This is a genomic window from Achromobacter veterisilvae, assembly GCF_900496975.1.
In the GTDB taxonomy this organism is placed as follows: domain Bacteria; phylum Pseudomonadota; class Gammaproteobacteria; order Burkholderiales; family Burkholderiaceae_B; genus Achromobacter; species Achromobacter veterisilvae.
On sequence record NZ_UFQC01000003.1, the window covers coordinates 205,948 to 219,393 of the forward strand.

19 protein-coding genes are annotated in these 13,446 nt (G+C 67.2%); 14 read left to right on the plus strand and 5 right to left on the minus strand.

Going from position 1 to position 13,446, the window contains the following annotated elements; translation table 11 throughout:
* The first annotated feature begins 62 nt into the window (after window positions 1-62).
* Window positions 63-371 (plus strand): carbohydrate isomerase, encoded by a 309-nt coding sequence (locus AVE30378_RS03985; RefSeq protein ID WP_129239469.1) that lies wholly within the window; start codon window positions 63-65, stop codon window positions 369-371.
* Window positions 372-385: 14 nt separating this feature from the next.
* Here the strand turns inward: AVE30378_RS03985 and AVE30378_RS03990 are convergent, their stop codons facing one another.
* A complete protein-coding gene (locus AVE30378_RS03990) occupies window positions 386-871 on the minus strand; it encodes a GNAT family N-acetyltransferase (RefSeq protein ID WP_129239470.1) in 486 nt (161 codons plus the stop codon).
* Window positions 872-1,043: 172 nt separating this feature from the next.
* Between AVE30378_RS03990 and AVE30378_RS03995 the strand changes: the two genes are divergently transcribed.
* Together AVE30378_RS03995 and AVE30378_RS04000 are read left to right on the plus strand one after the other, a co-directional pair.
* The gene (locus AVE30378_RS03995) at window positions 1,044-2,699 is read left to right on the plus strand and encodes a PqiB family protein (protein WP_129239471.1); all 1,656 of its coding nucleotides are present in this window, start codon (window positions 1,044-1,046) and stop codon (window positions 2,697-2,699) included.
* Between the two features lie 114 nt (window positions 2,700-2,813).
* Window positions 2,814-3,071: a hypothetical protein gene (locus tag AVE30378_RS04000; protein ID WP_129239472.1), complete on the plus strand. Its 258-nt coding sequence runs from the start codon at window positions 2,814-2,816 to the stop codon at window positions 3,069-3,071.
* A 21-nt stretch (window positions 3,072-3,092) separates the two neighbouring features.
* Here the strand turns inward: AVE30378_RS04000 and AVE30378_RS04005 are convergent, their stop codons facing one another.
* Together AVE30378_RS04005 and AVE30378_RS04010 are read right to left on the minus strand one after the other, a co-directional pair.
* Window positions 3,093-3,401: a hypothetical protein gene (locus AVE30378_RS04005; protein ID WP_129239473.1), complete on the minus strand. Its 309-nt coding sequence runs from the start codon at window positions 3,399-3,401 to the stop codon at window positions 3,093-3,095.
* 94 nt (window positions 3,402-3,495) lie between these two features.
* Complete coding sequence (locus tag AVE30378_RS04010; RefSeq protein WP_129239474.1) at window positions 3,496-4,080, minus strand: TetR/AcrR family transcriptional regulator; 585 nt, start codon at window positions 4,078-4,080, stop codon at window positions 3,496-3,498.
* 93 nt (window positions 4,081-4,173) lie between these two features.
* Between AVE30378_RS04010 and AVE30378_RS04015 the strand changes: the two genes are divergently transcribed.
* Together AVE30378_RS04015 and AVE30378_RS04020 are read left to right on the plus strand one after the other, a co-directional pair.
* Window positions 4,174-5,364, plus strand: a complete 1,191-nt coding sequence (locus tag AVE30378_RS04015; protein WP_129239475.1) for an MFS transporter — start codon at window positions 4,174-4,176, stop codon at window positions 5,362-5,364.
* Window positions 5,365-5,413: 49 nt separating this feature from the next.
* Window positions 5,414-5,815: a RidA family protein gene (locus AVE30378_RS04020; RefSeq protein ID WP_129239476.1), complete on the plus strand. Its 402-nt coding sequence runs from the start codon at window positions 5,414-5,416 to the stop codon at window positions 5,813-5,815.
* A gap of 12 nt (window positions 5,816-5,827) precedes the next feature.
* Here the strand turns inward: AVE30378_RS04020 and AVE30378_RS04025 are convergent, their stop codons facing one another.
* Entirely contained in the window at window positions 5,828-6,739 is a 912-nt protein-coding gene (locus AVE30378_RS04025) for a LysR family transcriptional regulator (protein ID WP_129239477.1), read from the minus strand.
* 126 nt (window positions 6,740-6,865) lie between these two features.
* Here AVE30378_RS04025 and AVE30378_RS04030 point away from each other — a divergent pair, with 126 nt between their 5' ends.
* From AVE30378_RS04030 to AVE30378_RS04045, 4 genes are all read left to right on the plus strand, one after another.
* Entirely contained in the window at window positions 6,866-8,026 is a 1,161-nt protein-coding gene (locus tag AVE30378_RS04030; protein WP_129239478.1) for a DSD1 family PLP-dependent enzyme, read from the plus strand.
* Between the two features lie 24 nt (window positions 8,027-8,050).
* The gene (locus AVE30378_RS04035) at window positions 8,051-8,437 is read left to right on the plus strand and encodes a RidA family protein (protein WP_129239479.1); all 387 of its coding nucleotides are present in this window, start codon (window positions 8,051-8,053) and stop codon (window positions 8,435-8,437) included.
* 271 nt (window positions 8,438-8,708) lie between these two features.
* Window positions 8,709-9,776 (plus strand): autotransporter outer membrane beta-barrel domain-containing protein, encoded by a 1,068-nt coding sequence (locus AVE30378_RS04040; protein WP_129239480.1) that lies wholly within the window; start codon window positions 8,709-8,711, stop codon window positions 9,774-9,776.
* Between the two features lie 89 nt (window positions 9,777-9,865).
* Window positions 9,866-10,138, plus strand: a complete 273-nt coding sequence (locus AVE30378_RS04045; protein WP_129239481.1) for a hypothetical protein — start codon at window positions 9,866-9,868, stop codon at window positions 10,136-10,138.
* A gap of 13 nt (window positions 10,139-10,151) precedes the next feature.
* On the opposite strand, the gene AVE30378_RS04050 is transcribed toward AVE30378_RS04045, so the two are convergent.
* Window positions 10,152-10,451 (minus strand): DUF2513 domain-containing protein, encoded by a 300-nt coding sequence (locus AVE30378_RS04050; protein ID WP_129239482.1) that lies wholly within the window; start codon window positions 10,449-10,451, stop codon window positions 10,152-10,154.
* A gap of 120 nt (window positions 10,452-10,571) precedes the next feature.
* Here AVE30378_RS04050 and AVE30378_RS04055 point away from each other — a divergent pair, with 120 nt between their 5' ends.
* From AVE30378_RS04055 to AVE30378_RS04075, 5 genes are all read left to right on the plus strand, one after another.
* Window positions 10,572-10,970 carry a hypothetical protein gene (locus AVE30378_RS04055; RefSeq protein ID WP_129239483.1) on the plus strand — a complete coding sequence of 133 codons (399 nt, stop codon included), beginning with the start codon at window positions 10,572-10,574 and terminating at the stop codon, window positions 10,968-10,970.
* 93 nt (window positions 10,971-11,063) lie between these two features.
* Entirely contained in the window at window positions 11,064-11,384 is a 321-nt protein-coding gene (locus AVE30378_RS04060) for a hypothetical protein (RefSeq protein ID WP_129239484.1), read from the plus strand.
* 371 nt (window positions 11,385-11,755) lie between these two features.
* A complete protein-coding gene (locus AVE30378_RS04065) occupies window positions 11,756-11,959 on the plus strand; it encodes a cold-shock protein (protein ID WP_006220190.1) in 204 nt (67 codons plus the stop codon).
* Between the two features lie 410 nt (window positions 11,960-12,369).
* Window positions 12,370-12,933 (plus strand): DUF924 family protein, encoded by a 564-nt coding sequence (locus AVE30378_RS04070; RefSeq protein ID WP_129239485.1) that lies wholly within the window; start codon window positions 12,370-12,372, stop codon window positions 12,931-12,933.
* 290 nt (window positions 12,934-13,223) lie between these two features.
* Entirely contained in the window at window positions 13,224-13,430 is a 207-nt protein-coding gene (locus AVE30378_RS04075; protein ID WP_042794090.1) for a cold-shock protein, read from the plus strand.
* Window positions 13,431-13,446 lie beyond the last annotated feature (16 nt).

Here is a 13,446-nt window from a genome sequence, read left to right on the forward strand (position 1 = left end):
CGGCGGTCATAACGGCTGCGTCGAGTTGTTATACGATCCAGGCAAACATTAGGGAGGCCTGGATGTCTTTGTACGTGATCGTCGCCGTTCGAAAAGAGCCCGTCAGCGGGCACGTGGCCTATGTGCGCTGGGGCCAGGCCGAACGCGGAGTGCCGGGGTGGGTCACCGAGCCGGTGACGGCGGCGGCGTCCGAGGTCATCGAACTCATCAAGGGCGGGGCGGAGGTCGAGACCGCCATCAGCCTGGACGGTATGAGCGTGGCGTCGCGCCCGGTGCGCGTGCTGGTCGACGACGACGGGCGCGAGCATCTCGCGTCAGTGCCCGTCCCCAGTTCCACCTTGCATACGCTGTTCGACCTGCCGGAGTTCTGATCCGGCGCCGGCCGTCAGCGCCGGCCTTGCGCGAAGTTCTGCAACGCGTCTCCGGCGAGGCGGTAGCGCACCCATTCATCCTGCGGCAACGCCCCGATCGACCGGTAGAAGTCGATGGCGGGCGTGTTCCAGTCCAGCACGCTCCATTCCAGCCGTCCGCAACCCTTGGCCACCGCGTCTTGCGCCAGATGGCGCAGCAGGTCGCGGCCGGCGCCGATGCCGCGGTGCTCCGGCGTGATGTACAGGTCTTCCAGGTAGATGCCGTTCTTGCCCAGCCAGGTCGAATAGCTGTAGAAATAGACGGCGTAGCCGATGGCCTTGCCGTCCAGCAGGCACATCAGCGCCCTGGCCGGCGCGCCCTCGGCGAACAGGGTGCGCCGGACGTCGTCGGCGCTGGCGATCACCTCGTGGGCGGCGCGCTCGTACACGGCAAGCTCGGTAATGAAGGCATTGATCTGGGCCGCATCCGAAGGGGCGGCGGGGCGGATTTCGATAGTCACGGACACTTCCTGTTTTCTGGGACGCCTATCCTACCTGTGAATGCCTGGCCTTGCCGGGCGCGCCGCGCGGCCGTATCGGGAATTCCCTTACTTGCGCGCCGGACGGCGGGGCGCGATTCTTGGGCAGGATCCTGCCCTCGTGTCTGGATGGCTACAACAGAGGACGTCCTCTATGCCTGAGCCTGGCCCTGCCTCCGCCCATGCGCCTGTCGCAAGGCGCAAGGGGCGCCGCCTGTCGTGGATTTGGCTGGTGCCCGTCATTGCGGCCTTGGGCGGGTTGTTCCTGGTGGTGCGCGTCTGGATGGACGCGGGCCCCACGGCCACCATCAGTTTCCAGACCGCCGAAGGGCTGGAGGCCGGCAAGACCCAAGTGCGCTACAAGGAGGTCAACGTCGGCCTCGTGGAGCGCGTGGCCCTCAATCCCGACCGCTCCGGCGTCATCGTGACGGTGCGGCTCGACAAGGACGCGAGCGGCCTGCTGCAGGAAGGCACCCAGTTCTGGGTGGTGCGGCCCCGCCTTACCCTGAGCGGCGTGTCCGGCCTGGGCACCTTGCTGTCCGGGGCCTACATCGGCATGGATCCGGCCGCCCTCGGCGGCAGGCAAGACGCGCGCCTCGCGTCCAAGTCCGCCTTCGTGGGCCTGGAAATCCCGCCCGAGGTGACGCAGGACCGGGCGGGCAAGCGCTTTACGCTCAAGGCCCGCGACCTGGGCTCGCTGGACGTCGGGTCGCCCGTGTACTACCGGCGCATCCCGGTGGGGCAGGTGGTGGGCTATCGCCTGGACGGCACCGGCGAGGGCGTCGACGTGCAGGTGTTCATCGACGCGCCCAATGACGCCTACGTCAACCGCGCCACGCGGTTCTGGAACGCCAGCGGCGTGGATTTCAGCGTCGACGCGCGCGGCCTGCAGATGCGTTCGCAGTCCCTGCTGTCGGTGATCGTGGGGGGCGTCGCCTTCGATACGATCGAACAGCGCGAACGCGTGGCGGCCAAGGCCGACGCGGAATTCGTCATCTTCCCGTCCGAGGGCGCCGCGCGGGCGCAACCGGACGGCGTGCCGCTGCGCATCCGCATGCGCTTCGACCAATCGGTCCGCGGCCTGGTGGTCGGGGCCCCCATCGACAGCTACGGCGCCGCCATCGGGCAGGTGGATTCCATCGGCCTGGAGCTGGACCGGACGACCAACCGCTTCTATGCGGTGGTGGGAGCCACGCTCTATCTCGAGCGCCTGGGCGCCAAGACCATGGGCGAGATCAAGGAATATTCCGGATCTTCGCTGGAGCATCCCAGCGGAAAACTGCTGACCTCGATGATCGAACAGGGCATGCGGGCGCAACTGCGCATCGGCAATCTGCTGACCGGCCAGTTGTACGTCGCCATGGCGATGTTCCCGGACGCCAAGCCGGTGTCGTTCAAGATGGAGGACACGCCGTTGATTCCGACGGTCCCGAACAACCTGGACCAGTTGCAACAGCAGGTCAACAGCATCCTGGTGAAGCTGGACCGGGTGCCGTTCGACGCGCTGGGCGCGGAACTGAACAATCTGCTGCGCGGCACGGCCAGCCTGGTGAAGCGCCTGGATACCCGCCTGGCGCCGGAGGCGCAGGCCATGCTGCGGCAGGCCAGCCGATCGCTGGCCGCGGTCGGGGGCGTGCTCAGCCCCGACGCCGATCTGCCGGCGAGCGCGGACGCGGCCTTGCAGGAGCTGGCGCGCGCGGCCAGGTCGCTGCGGGAGCTGTCGGATTATCTGCAGGCCTATCCCGACGCGCTGCTGCGCGGCCGCGCGCAGGATGCTCCTTCCGCGCCGCGCCAGGGCTCCTCGCGTTGAAGAGCGGCTTGCGCGGCACCGGGGCGATCCGGCGGGCACGGCGCTTGCTGCTGGATCGCGCGGCCTGAACGCCGTCGCTCGCGGCAACGGCGGGGCGTCCGAGAGGGACAGAGCATGGACCATAGTGAAATGATGGCGCGCATGATCACGCAGCCCGTCGCGCCGGGCAGATTCGACCGCTGGGATGGCATTCTTTCCGCCTATGCGGATTGCCTGATGGACGTGCAGGCCAAGTTGTCGGACGCGGACATCAGGCGGTTCCTGGACGTGGGCGCGCTGGTTTTCCGCACCTGTTGCCAGGAAGAGGCGCGGCAGCGCTGGACCGCCGAGGAAATGGCGATGTACCACCGCAAGCGTCCGTTCGGCGCATAGGGCGTATCGGAACCCGCCGTTTCAGAAGAGGCAGTGCCGCAGCGCGAACTTGCGCCCGAAGGCGCGGACCTCGTCGCCGTCCACCGACGCCGTCACGTCCCAGTGATCGCCGCGGGTGACCAGGATGGACCGGCTGGAAACGAGGTGCCGCAGGGCGAAGCGCCAGAACTCGGCCTCGGAACCCATCGGTTCGAGATCGTGGGGTCCGATCAGGAGCCGGGCGGGGCGGGGCGTCGCGCCCAGCGTCCACCGCAGGGCGATCGCCAGGAACGCGAAACGCGCCGAGAACGACGATGGCTGGACGCACAGCACGCGGATTCTGTTGTTCATGGCCGGACCCTCTCCAGGTAAGGCCAGCGTAGCAAATGCCCCCCCGCGCTTCCATACCCCCTTTGGCGGATTCCGGCGCGCTGCGGCGGAGACTTCATTGCCGCCGCAGGCCGCGCAGCAGCAGGTCCAGCGCCTGCAGCGCCTGCGCCAGCCGCGATCCGTCCTCGGGGTCCTCGGCGATCCAGAAGGCGCTTTCGGACAGGCTGCCGCTGATCAGCCGGGCAAGCGCCGAAGGCGCCGCCCCTTCGATGGCGTTCTCGTCCATTACCCGCCGCAGCAGCGCGCCCAGCGACGCGAGGCACCGCCGCTGGTCGGCGTCGGGAGCGGGGCCCAGCACGGCCCGCGCGTCCTGCAGCACGATGCGCCGGATCTCCGGCTCCGCCGCCATCTGGAGGTAGGCGCGGCACCGCTCGCGCAAGGCGGTCCAGGCGTCGGGCGCCCGCGCGGAAACCGCATCCAGGCGCTGGTCCATTTCGCCGTCGATCTGTTCGACCACCGCGGCCAGCAGGCCTTGCTTGCCGCCGAAATGGTGATACAAGGCGCCGCGCGTCAGGCCGGCCGCGGCCGTGAAGTCGTCCATGGACGTCGCCGCGTAGCCCGCCTGCTGGAAGGCCCGCCGGGCGGCGGCCAGCAATTTTGCGCGAGTGGTTTCGATCATCTCGGCGCGGGAACGGGGCATGTCGTCCTCCTGGGACATACGGGGCGTATGTAAATTGACATACGTAATGTATGTGAATACGATTCCGTTGTCCACACGATCCAAAGGTTCCAGGTGTCCAATCCGTATCGCGAGCTGTTCAGGGCGCCTGGCGCCATCGGTTTCGTGCTGGCCGGGGCGATCGCGCGCCTGCCCTTGCCGATGATAGGCATCGGCATCATCACGATGCTGTCCGACGTGCGCGGCGCCTACACCCTGGCGGGCGCCGTGGCGGCGACCTTCGCGCTGGCCACGGCCTTGCTCGCGCCCCGCATTTCGCGCCTGGTCGACCGGCACGGCCAGGGCAGGGTGCTGCCCGTGGCGGCGGGCCTGTGCGTGCTGGCGCTGGCCGGCCTGGCCGCCTGCGTGCGGTGGCATGCGCCGGACTGGGCGCTGTTCGTCTGCGCCGCGCTGGCGGGCAGCCTGCCCAGCATGCCCGCGATGATACGCGCGCGGTGGACGGAGATTTTTCGCGACAGGCCGGAGTTGCGCACGGCCTATGCGCTGGAGTCGGTGGCCGACGAACTGAGCTTCATCGTCGGGCCGCCGCTGTCCGTGGGCCTGAGCGTCGTGTTTTTCCCCGAAGCGGGTCCGCTGACGGCGGCGCTGCTGCTGGCGGCCGGCGTCACGGCCTTCGTGCTGCAGCGGGCCACGGCGCCCGCGGTGCGGGCCGGGCGGCAGGGACGCGAGGCGTCGGTGCTGCGCATGACCCTCATGCGGTCCCTGCTGGCGATGATGGCGGCCATGGGCGTGATCGTCGGCACCATCGACGTTCTGAGCGTCGCCTTCGCCCGGCAGCAAGACATGCCCGCCGGCGCCAGCCTCGTGCTGTCCGCCTATGCGCTGGGCTCCTGCGTGGCGGGCCTGGTGTTCGGCGTCCTGAAGTTCCAGGCGCCGCTCGCGCGCCAACTGGCCGTCGCCGCCGCCGTGACGGCGTTCACGACGGTTCCCCTGCTGCTGGTGAGCGATCTGCTGGGGCTGTCCCTGGGGGTATTGCTGGCCGGCCTGTCGTTCGCGCCGACGATGATCATCGCGATGGCCCTGGTGGAAAGCCATGTGCCGGAACACCGCCTGACGGAAGGATTGACCTGGCTGGTCACGGGGCTGGGCGCAGGCGTCGCGGCGGGGGCGGCGCTGGCGGGCTGGGTGGTCGACCATCATGGCGTGCGCGCGGGCTTCTGGACGGCCGTGGGCGCGGGGGCGGTCGTGCTGCTGGCCGCCTTGCCGGCGGCGCGCCGCCGCGGCGCCGGGCGCGTCGGCGCCTGAGGGGACGCGCGGATAGAATGGCGGATCGGCGCACCATCAGGAGCAGGCCATGTCCAGGACCGTCATCAACCCCGATACCGTGTTCGACTCCGTGCAATATGGTTTCAGCCAGGCCGTGATCGTCACGGGGCAGCGGCGCATGCTGTTGTCCGGGCAGGTGGGCGTCGACGCCAGCGCGCTCACGGTGGGGCCCGGGCTGCAAGAGCAGACCGCGGCGGCGCTGGACAACGTCGAACGCGTGCTTGCCGCGGCGGGCGGCACGCTGGCGCAGGTGATCATGCTGCGCATCTATATTTGCGAGACGGCGCGGGAAGACCAGGAAGTGATCGCCCAGGCGCTGCGCGACCGTTTCAGGAAAGACCCGCCGCCGTCGTCCTGGATCGTGGTCAGCGGCCTGTCGCTGCCGGAATGGCTGATCGAGATCGAAGCCGAGGCCATGCTGGACTGCTGAGCCGGGCAGGCCCTAGGGCTTGTCGCGCCAGGGAGGCGTGGAGAAGGCCGCGCGCAGGTGGGCCAGGAACCCCGCGGTCCGCGCGGGAAGTTCCTGCCGCGACTTGACCAGGGCCACGATGTTCGCCTGCGGCAGGCTCCAGCCGGCCAGCAGGGGCACCAGCCGGCGCGCGTCCACGTGCGCCGCCACGTCCCATTCCGAGCGCACGATGATGCCGTGTCCGGCCAGCGCCCATTCCACGGCGGTTTCGCCGGCGTTGCTCGACAGCACCGGGGACACGCGCACGCCGACGGCGGGGCCGCGGCCCTGCTTGAACCGCCACAAGGTCACGTCTTCGTCGTTTTCGCGCAGGGCGATGCAGTCGTGCCCTCGCAGGTCTTCCGGCTTGGCGGGGGCGCCGCGGCGCGCCAGGTAGGCGGGCGACGCGCACAGGACCCGGCGATTAGGCGCCAGCGGGTAGGCGACCAGCGTCGAATCGCGCAGTTCGCCGATATGCACCATGACGTCCCAGTCGTCGGCGGCAAGCCGGGGCGGGCCGTCGGAAAGCAGGAGGCTGGCCGTGACGTTTTCGCTGTGCTGGCGGAATTCCGCGACCAGGCCCGCGACGTAGCGCTGGCCGAAGCCCAGCGGGGCGATGACGCGCAGGTGGCCCGCCACCACGCCGCGCCTGCCCGCCAGCTCATCCGCGAGATCGCCCAGTTCGCCGCAGATCTGCTCCGCCCGCAGCGCCAGCAGCCTGCCTTCGTCGGTCAGCGCCGTGCCGCGCCCGGACCGGTTGACCAGCCTCACGCCCAGCCGCTTTTCCAGCGCATGCAGCCGCTGCGTGACGGCCGGCGGCGTCACGTCGAGCGCGCGCGCCGCCTCCGCCAGCGAGCGGGTGGCCGCCAGGCTCAGGAAGAAGCGCAGGTCGTCGGTGGTAATCATTCAGGCTTGCCTTAATCGATGATTAAGCAGCCATTAAACACGCGGGGCGGGCGCTGCGCCATACTCCGTCCATGCGGACGCCGGGCGATCCGGCGTCCTTCCGCGATACGCCATACCGAGGCCCCCATGACCGAAGCGACCGCCGCCCCGTCCACCGTGGACACCCTGGACACGCCCTGCCTGCTGCTGGACGAAACCCGCATGACGCGCAACATCGAACGCCTGAACGCCTTGATCGCGGGGCACGGCGTGCAATTGCGTCCCCACCTGAAGACGCCCAAATCCATCGAAATCGCCCGCCGCCTCATGTCCACGCCGCAGGGGCCCGCGGCCGTTTCCACGCTGCAGGAAGCCGAGCAGTTCGCGGCGGCCGGCGTCACGGACCTGCTGTACGCCGTCGGCGTGTCGCCCGCCAAACTGGACCGCGTTCTGGCGCTGCGCCGGCGCGGCGTCGACCTCACGGTGGTGGTCGACAGCATCGACGCGGCGATTGCGGTGGCGCGGCGGGCCCGGGAGGCCGGCGACGCCATTCCCGCCTTGATCGAAATCGATTGCGACGGCCACCGCGCGGGCGTGCAGCCCGGCGACACCGGACAATTGCTGGCCATTGCGCGCGCGCTGCACCAGGAGGGCGCGTGCCTGCGCGGGGTCATGACGCATGCCGGCGAATCCTACGGCTGCGACAGCGTCGAGGCGATCGCCGACATGGCCGAACAGGAGCGCCTGGCCGCCGTCACCTGCGCCCAGGCCATCCGCGCGGCCGGCCTGCCGTGCCCGGTGGTCAGCGTGGGGTCCACGCCCACGGCCCATTTCGCGCGCAGCCTGGAAGGCGTGACGGAAGTCCGCGCCGGCGTGTACGTATTCTTCGACCTGGTCATGGCGGGGCTGGGCGTATGCTCGGTGGACGACATCGCGGCCACCGTATTGACGACCGTGATCGGCCATCAGCCCGACAAGGGATGGATACTGGTCGACGCCGGATGGATGGCCATGTCGCGCGACCGGGGGACCGCCAGACAGCGGGTGGACCAGCTATATGGCCTGGTCTGCGACGCGGACGGCAAGGTCTATCCCGACGTGTTGCTGGCCGAGACCAACCAGGAGCAGGGCATTATCAAAGTGCGTCCCGGCAGCGGCGCCGTCCTGCCCGACCTGCCGCTGGGCGCGAAGCTGCGGATCGTGCCCAATCACGCCTGCGCCACCTGCGCGCAGCACGATGCCTATGAAGTCGTGCGCCCCGGGGCGCCCGGGGTGGTGGCCCGCTGGGAACGATTCCGCGGCTGGTAGGGCGCGCTTTACGAGGATGCAGGCATGGAAATGATCCATACGCACAAGGCCACGCCGCCAGCGGGCCATTATTCGCAGGCGGTGCGCGCCAACGGCTTCGTATTCGTCTCGGGGCAGTTGGGGTTCCTGCCGCCCGCGGCGCCCGGCGAGCGGCCCGCGCTCGCCAGCGGCGCGGCCGGCCAGGCGCGGGAGGCGCTGCGCAACCTGAGGGAGATCCTGGAAGCGGCCGGCTCGTCGCTCGCCGCCGTCGCCAGCGTGACGGTGTACATCCCCGACGTGGGGCTCTGGGACGAAGTCAACCGGGTCTACGAGCAGTGCTTCGGCGGGCACCGCCCCGCGCGCGCGATCGTGCCCACGCGCGAACTGCACCACGGGGCGCTGGTGGAGATCAGCGCGATCGCCCTGGGCTGACCGTTTCAATAAGAAATATCACGTTTCTTATAGCCGAAGTTAGGTAGCAAGATTTTTCCGACCATCAGGCCAAAACCGCCGCGCTGGAGCGCGGCGGCAACGGCGCCTGCACGCCTATATCATGGAATTTATCCATGGTTCCATGTACTTAGCGTTGAAATAGCGGCCAACAAACGGCTCATATCCGGGTCTCGGGTTCCGGCTCTGCTTATACAATTTGAATTGTATTTTGTATAGAAAGTAGAAAATCGTGAACCTCGCTGGACGCCGTATGACCTTCCAACCGCCTTTCCGCATGGCACGGCCCATTCCGTCCTTGCCTGCTTTGCCCTTTTCCCGGCGCGCCACGGCCCTGGCGCTTGCGGCCGCGTGCCTTGCCCCTTGGCAGGGCGCCGCGGCGGCGCCGCCGCCCGCCTCGAATGCCGCCCAGATCGCCGCGCTGAAAGCGGCCCAGGCGGAATACCGCAAGGAAGTCGAGGCCCGCGGCGCCAACGCCGTCGCGCTGGGGCAGACCGCGTCCATCCTGCTTCTGGACACCGAACTCGGAACGGTGGGCCAGCGCCAGGGCGAATTGCGCAACATGCCGGACAAGGGCGGCCTCTGGGTGCGCGGCACGGGCAGCAATTACAAGGTCGAAACGGCCAACGCCAGCCGGTTCGACCAGGACGCGAGCGCCATCTCGGTCGGCGCGGATTACGCCTGGACCGCCAGCTCGGCCAAGGTCTACCTGGGGGCGTTCGCCGGGCTGTCGCAGTCCGAACAGAACGCGGAATACGGCACGCGCGGAAAGATCGACAGCCGCTATGCGGGCATCTATCTGTCGTACGTCCACGACAACGGCCTGTATGTCGACGTCGTCAACAAGGTAGGCCGGATCGACCAGGACGTGCGGTTCGATCTGCCCCTGAACCGCGGCACTTATTCCGACGGCGTGTCTCACACGACCTACAGCGGCAGCGTGGAACTCGGCTATCACTGGCGCCTGGCGGACCGGTGGTTCATCGAGCCGCAGCTTCAGGGCATCTACAGCCGCAGCAGCCAGACCTCGATCGAGGGGCGGGCCGGCCTGCGCGCGGGGCGCGACTTCGGCCTGGCCGGCGGCGGCACGCTGCAGCCCTACGCCAAGGTGTCGTATTTGAAGCAGTTCTCGCACGACGACACGGTGGGTTTCGGCGATTCGAGCTACGACGTGGCGCTGCCTGGAAACCGCTGGCAACTGGGCGGCGGCGTGGCGGTGGCGTCGGGACGCCATCGGGCCTTCGTGGATCTACAGTACGGCCGCGGCGCGAGCGTCAGCCAGGAAGTCACCGCGAACATCGGCTACAGCTTCCGCTTCTGATTCCCGCCGGAGCCGGCCGCGGGCGGGCGCCGCCCATGGCCCGCGCCTATAATGCGTGCGCCTCAATGCCTTCGGGGGAGATCGTTCGCATGCAGTACGAATACCTGTTCTGGTCCATGGCCGCGATGGTGGCGGTGGCCCTGGCCGGCGGCTCGCTCTGCGGCCGCCTGCGCTCCGTCAAGCATGCGCTCGCGGGCGTCGCCGCGCTTGCGGCGGCGGTCTTCGTGGCGGTGTTCGTGCTGTCGCGCCGAGGCGGCTTCGGCGATCTGTCGGCGATGCTGTCGATCGCCGCCTTCATGTTCAGCCTGGTGATCGGCACCGCGGCGTCGCTGCTCACGCGGCGCATCCTGCGGCGCCGCTGAGCCGCCAGGCGCGTCATTCTTCCGCGTCGAAGTCCTCGTCTTCGTCGTCGTCTTCGTCCTGCTCCAGGGCGTCATAGCCCTTCCAGGTGATGCGCCAGCGCGTCGCCCCCGCGTTCGCGGCGGTTTCGCTCACCTGCTTGACCAGTCCGGCGTCCTCCAGCAGATCCAGGTGGTGCGCGATCAATTGCAGGCCCTGTTCCTCGGGATGCGGCGCCAGGGCTGCGTTCTTGATGTCGTGCGTGCTCAGGTTGGGGCCCGGCGCGTCGCGCAGGGCGCCCAGGATCGTGACGACCAGATCGAAATCGCGTTGCATGATGTCCACCATGTAGGGAAAGGATAGGGCGACGATAGCAGAGTTCCATGGCGCCGACGCGACAGGCCGCGCGCCCGGGTTACAGTCCAGGGTTCTCGATAACCGACATATGCAGACACCATGAAGAAACCCGCAGAACGCGATTGCCTGGCGCTGGTCCCCGGCTACTCCGGCCAGGCCGCCAAGCTTTTTCTTTCGCGCGGCGCCGACGAACGCATCGACGGCGTGACCGTGTTCGACCTGCTGGGCCACGTCAAGCTGCAGGGCAGCGCCGAGGCGGCCGCGGCGTGGATCGGCGAATGGCTGGCCCACGAAGCCAGCAACCGCAAGGCAAGGCGCACCCAGTTGCTGGCCCAGATGTTCATCTGCAAGCTCGCGGACGACGAAAAAGATGCCTTCCTGGCCGCGCAGAAGCCGCTGGCCGGCGTGCTCGAGGCCGCCGGCGTGCGCAGGCGCAGCGTCGCGGCGACCTCGGGCGCGGCCCGCAAGTCGCTCGGACCGAATGTCAGGAAGCATTAGTCGAAGGCTGTTATAGTCGCGCCTGGGCGTGCGTGTGCACCTGCGCGGTGCGTGCCCAGGCGGGCCTTGCCCGCGAATCTAGGAAGATGGAACATGGAAATAGTAAGTCGGCAGATTGCCGACGTGGCGGGCGGCGTTGAACTGCACACCACGCTGGATGGCGAAAGCATAAGCGTCTACGTGGTCGTGGGCGTGACCGATCTGAATGCGATCGCAGACATCGTGCCGCGCGCAAAGGTCGAGGCCGGGGCGGATATACACGCCGCGAATGTCGACGATGTTGATAATGCGCAAGAACAAATCGACCAGGTCCTGGAAAATATGAATCCCGGCGACGTGGCGGTTTTCCTTTGCTCGGGTCCCGATGCTTTCGGCGCGGCGCTCGACCTGCTGGGTTTACCTATCGACGAGTAAGCCTGGCGGCAAACCAAAGTGCTAGCCCAAACGGCGTATGAAGGATCGTACGCGGGCAGGCGGCATTTATATAAGCCTTGATTGTTTTTTTATGATGTGTGGGTGTTAACACCTATGCAGGACTTCTTATTGCCTATGAAATCGTGTGAATTCAGTGCGCCGTTTCTCTTTGTTGCATTATTGGCACGCATTTTTTAGGATTATGTTGACTTGTGAGGGGAACCTAACGATAGTGTCGGCACACGATCACAAGCGTTGCGATTTTCGTTCAGTGCCGTGCCTTTTCCGGCTCAGCGTTATTGTTCTACTGTCCCCTCCTTGATTGATTCGTGACCTCCGGGCATTTGCCCATTATCTCTAGGAAATACAGTATGGAAACCGGCGTCGTTAAGTGGTTCAACTCGGAAAAAGGCTATGGCTTCATCACCCCGGAAGCGGGTGGTAAGGATCTGTTCGCTCACTTCTCCGAAATTCAGGGTTCGGGCTTCAAGTCCCTGGAAGAGAACCAGCGCGTCAGCTTTGTGACGGCCAATGGCCCCAAGGGCCCGCAAGCCACGAAGATCCAGGTCCTGTAAGGTCCTGAGTTTTCGAGAAAAAAGCCCCCTCGCGGGGCTTTTTTTGTTGCCGGACCGCCCCAAGACAAAACGCTCCCTCGGGGGGCAGCAAGCGCGCGTAGCGTGCGCAGCGTGGGGGCATTTTTTGTCGCCGGGCCGCCCCAAGACAAAAACGCCCCCTTGGGGGGGCAGCAAGCGCGCGTAGCGTGCGCGGCGTGCGGGCATTTTTGTCGCCGGGCCGCCCCAAGACAAAAACGCCCCCTTGGGGGGCAGCAAGCGCGCGTAGCGTGCGCAGCGTGGGGGCATTTTTTGTTTTTTTGCCGTGGCGGATCCGAGGTATGGGGTAATCCCTATTCACGCGGTATTCTCTGGCTATTCCGGCGGCAGGCCGTTATGCCATCGCCGGCCACCTTCAGCAGGATTGCGCCGCCATGACCTCTCTTTTTCCTTCGTCGCTCGCCACGCAACCGCAGGACGTCGTCTCGTTCTGGCTCGATGCGGGGCCGCAGCAGTGGTTCACCAAGAACGCCGGGTTCGACGCCATGTTCCGCGAGCGCTTCGAAGGCGCGCATTTTGCGGCCGCGGCGCGCCGATTGGACGGCTGGCTGGACGATGCCGACGGCGCGCTGGCGCTGATGATCCTGCTGGACCAGTTCCCCCGCAATGCCTACCGGGACACGGCGCACATGTTCGCCACCGATCCCCTGGCGCAGTACTTCGCCGACCGCGCCATCGCGGCCGGGCACGACCTGGCCGTGGATCCGCGGCTGCGCCAGTTTTTCTATCTGCCTTTCGAGCATGCCGAGAACCTGGTCGCGCAGAACCGCGCCGTCGCCCTGATGGAGCCCCTGGACGCGGACTCGCTGCGCTGGGCGGTCCTGCATCGCGACATCATCAAGCGCTTCGGGCGCTTCCCCCACCGCAACGCCGCGCTGGGCCGGCAGACGAGCCAGGCCGAACAGGAATTCCTGGAAACCGGCGGGTTCGCCGGCTAGGAAGGGCGGGCAGGGCATTGGGTATCCTTCTGTATCGGTGCTTGGCAACTTGAAAGCATTTGGCGCCGGCATGGCTTGGCGCCATCGTTTTCCGTAGTCCGCGTGCAATGGGACGGACGCATATTTGACGATTTTCGAGGTTCGCCAATACACTGGGTTCAGCGAGATTTTCAAGCGACGCGGTCTGCGTTTCTCTTGTCGCCGTCAGTGGTACTGCGGTTGCTTCCTCTCCCATCCTTGATGATCTGGCGCCCCGCGAGCAATCGCTTTTCATAGGTCAAGGACACTCCATGGCAACCGGCATCGTTAAGTGGTTCAACGCCGAAAAGGGTTATGGCTTCATCATGCCCGACGACGGCAGCAAGGATCTTTTCGCTCACTACTCCGAGATCCGCAGCGAAGGCTACAAGTCGCTGCAGGAAAACCAGCGCGTCACGTTCGACGTCGGCACCGGCCCGAAGGGGCCGAGCGCAAAGAACATCAAGGTCGCGGCCTGATCCGAGCCGGGCAGCG

Excerpts from the sequence above, each read along its gene's own strand:
- AVE30378_RS04045 (WP_129239481.1), top strand. The coding sequence starts at position 9,866 with ATGCAGTACGAATACCTGTTCTGGTCCATGGCCGCGATGGTGGCGGTG.
- AVE30378_RS03985 (WP_129239469.1), top strand. The coding sequence starts at position 63 with ATGTCTTTGTACGTGATCGTCGCCGTTCGAAAAGAGCCCGTCAGCGGG.
- AVE30378_RS04020 (WP_129239476.1), top strand. The coding sequence starts at position 5,414 with ATGTCCAGGACCGTCATCAACCCCGATACCGTGTTCGACTCCGTGCAA.
- AVE30378_RS04025 (WP_129239477.1), bottom strand. The coding sequence starts at position 6,739 with ATGATTACCACCGACGACCTGCGCTTCTTCCTGAGCCTGGCGGCCACC.
- AVE30378_RS04075 (WP_042794090.1), top strand. The coding sequence starts at position 13,224 with ATGGCAACCGGCATCGTTAAGTGGTTCAACGCCGAAAAGGGTTATGGC.
- AVE30378_RS04030 (WP_129239478.1), top strand. The coding sequence starts at position 6,866 with ATGACCGAAGCGACCGCCGCCCCGTCCACCGTGGACACCCTGGACACG.
- AVE30378_RS04005 (WP_129239473.1), bottom strand. The coding sequence starts at position 3,401 with ATGAACAACAGAATCCGCGTGCTGTGCGTCCAGCCATCGTCGTTCTCG.
- AVE30378_RS04060 (WP_129239484.1), top strand. The coding sequence starts at position 11,064 with ATGGAAATAGTAAGTCGGCAGATTGCCGACGTGGCGGGCGGCGTTGAA.
- AVE30378_RS04040 (WP_129239480.1), top strand. The coding sequence starts at position 8,709 with ATGACCTTCCAACCGCCTTTCCGCATGGCACGGCCCATTCCGTCCTTG.
- AVE30378_RS04065 (WP_006220190.1), top strand. The coding sequence starts at position 11,756 with ATGGAAACCGGCGTCGTTAAGTGGTTCAACTCGGAAAAAGGCTATGGC.
- AVE30378_RS04050 (WP_129239482.1), bottom strand. The coding sequence starts at position 10,451 with ATGCAACGCGATTTCGATCTGGTCGTCACGATCCTGGGCGCCCTGCGC.
- AVE30378_RS04055 (WP_129239483.1), top strand. The coding sequence starts at position 10,572 with ATGAAGAAACCCGCAGAACGCGATTGCCTGGCGCTGGTCCCCGGCTAC.
- AVE30378_RS04000 (WP_129239472.1), top strand. The coding sequence starts at position 2,814 with ATGGACCATAGTGAAATGATGGCGCGCATGATCACGCAGCCCGTCGCG.
- AVE30378_RS04035 (WP_129239479.1), top strand. The coding sequence starts at position 8,051 with ATGGAAATGATCCATACGCACAAGGCCACGCCGCCAGCGGGCCATTAT.
- AVE30378_RS04010 (WP_129239474.1), bottom strand. The coding sequence starts at position 4,080 with ATGCCCCGTTCCCGCGCCGAGATGATCGAAACCACTCGCGCAAAATTG.
- AVE30378_RS04070 (WP_129239485.1), top strand. The coding sequence starts at position 12,370 with ATGACCTCTCTTTTTCCTTCGTCGCTCGCCACGCAACCGCAGGACGTC.
- AVE30378_RS03995 (WP_129239471.1), top strand. The coding sequence starts at position 1,044 with ATGCCTGAGCCTGGCCCTGCCTCCGCCCATGCGCCTGTCGCAAGGCGC.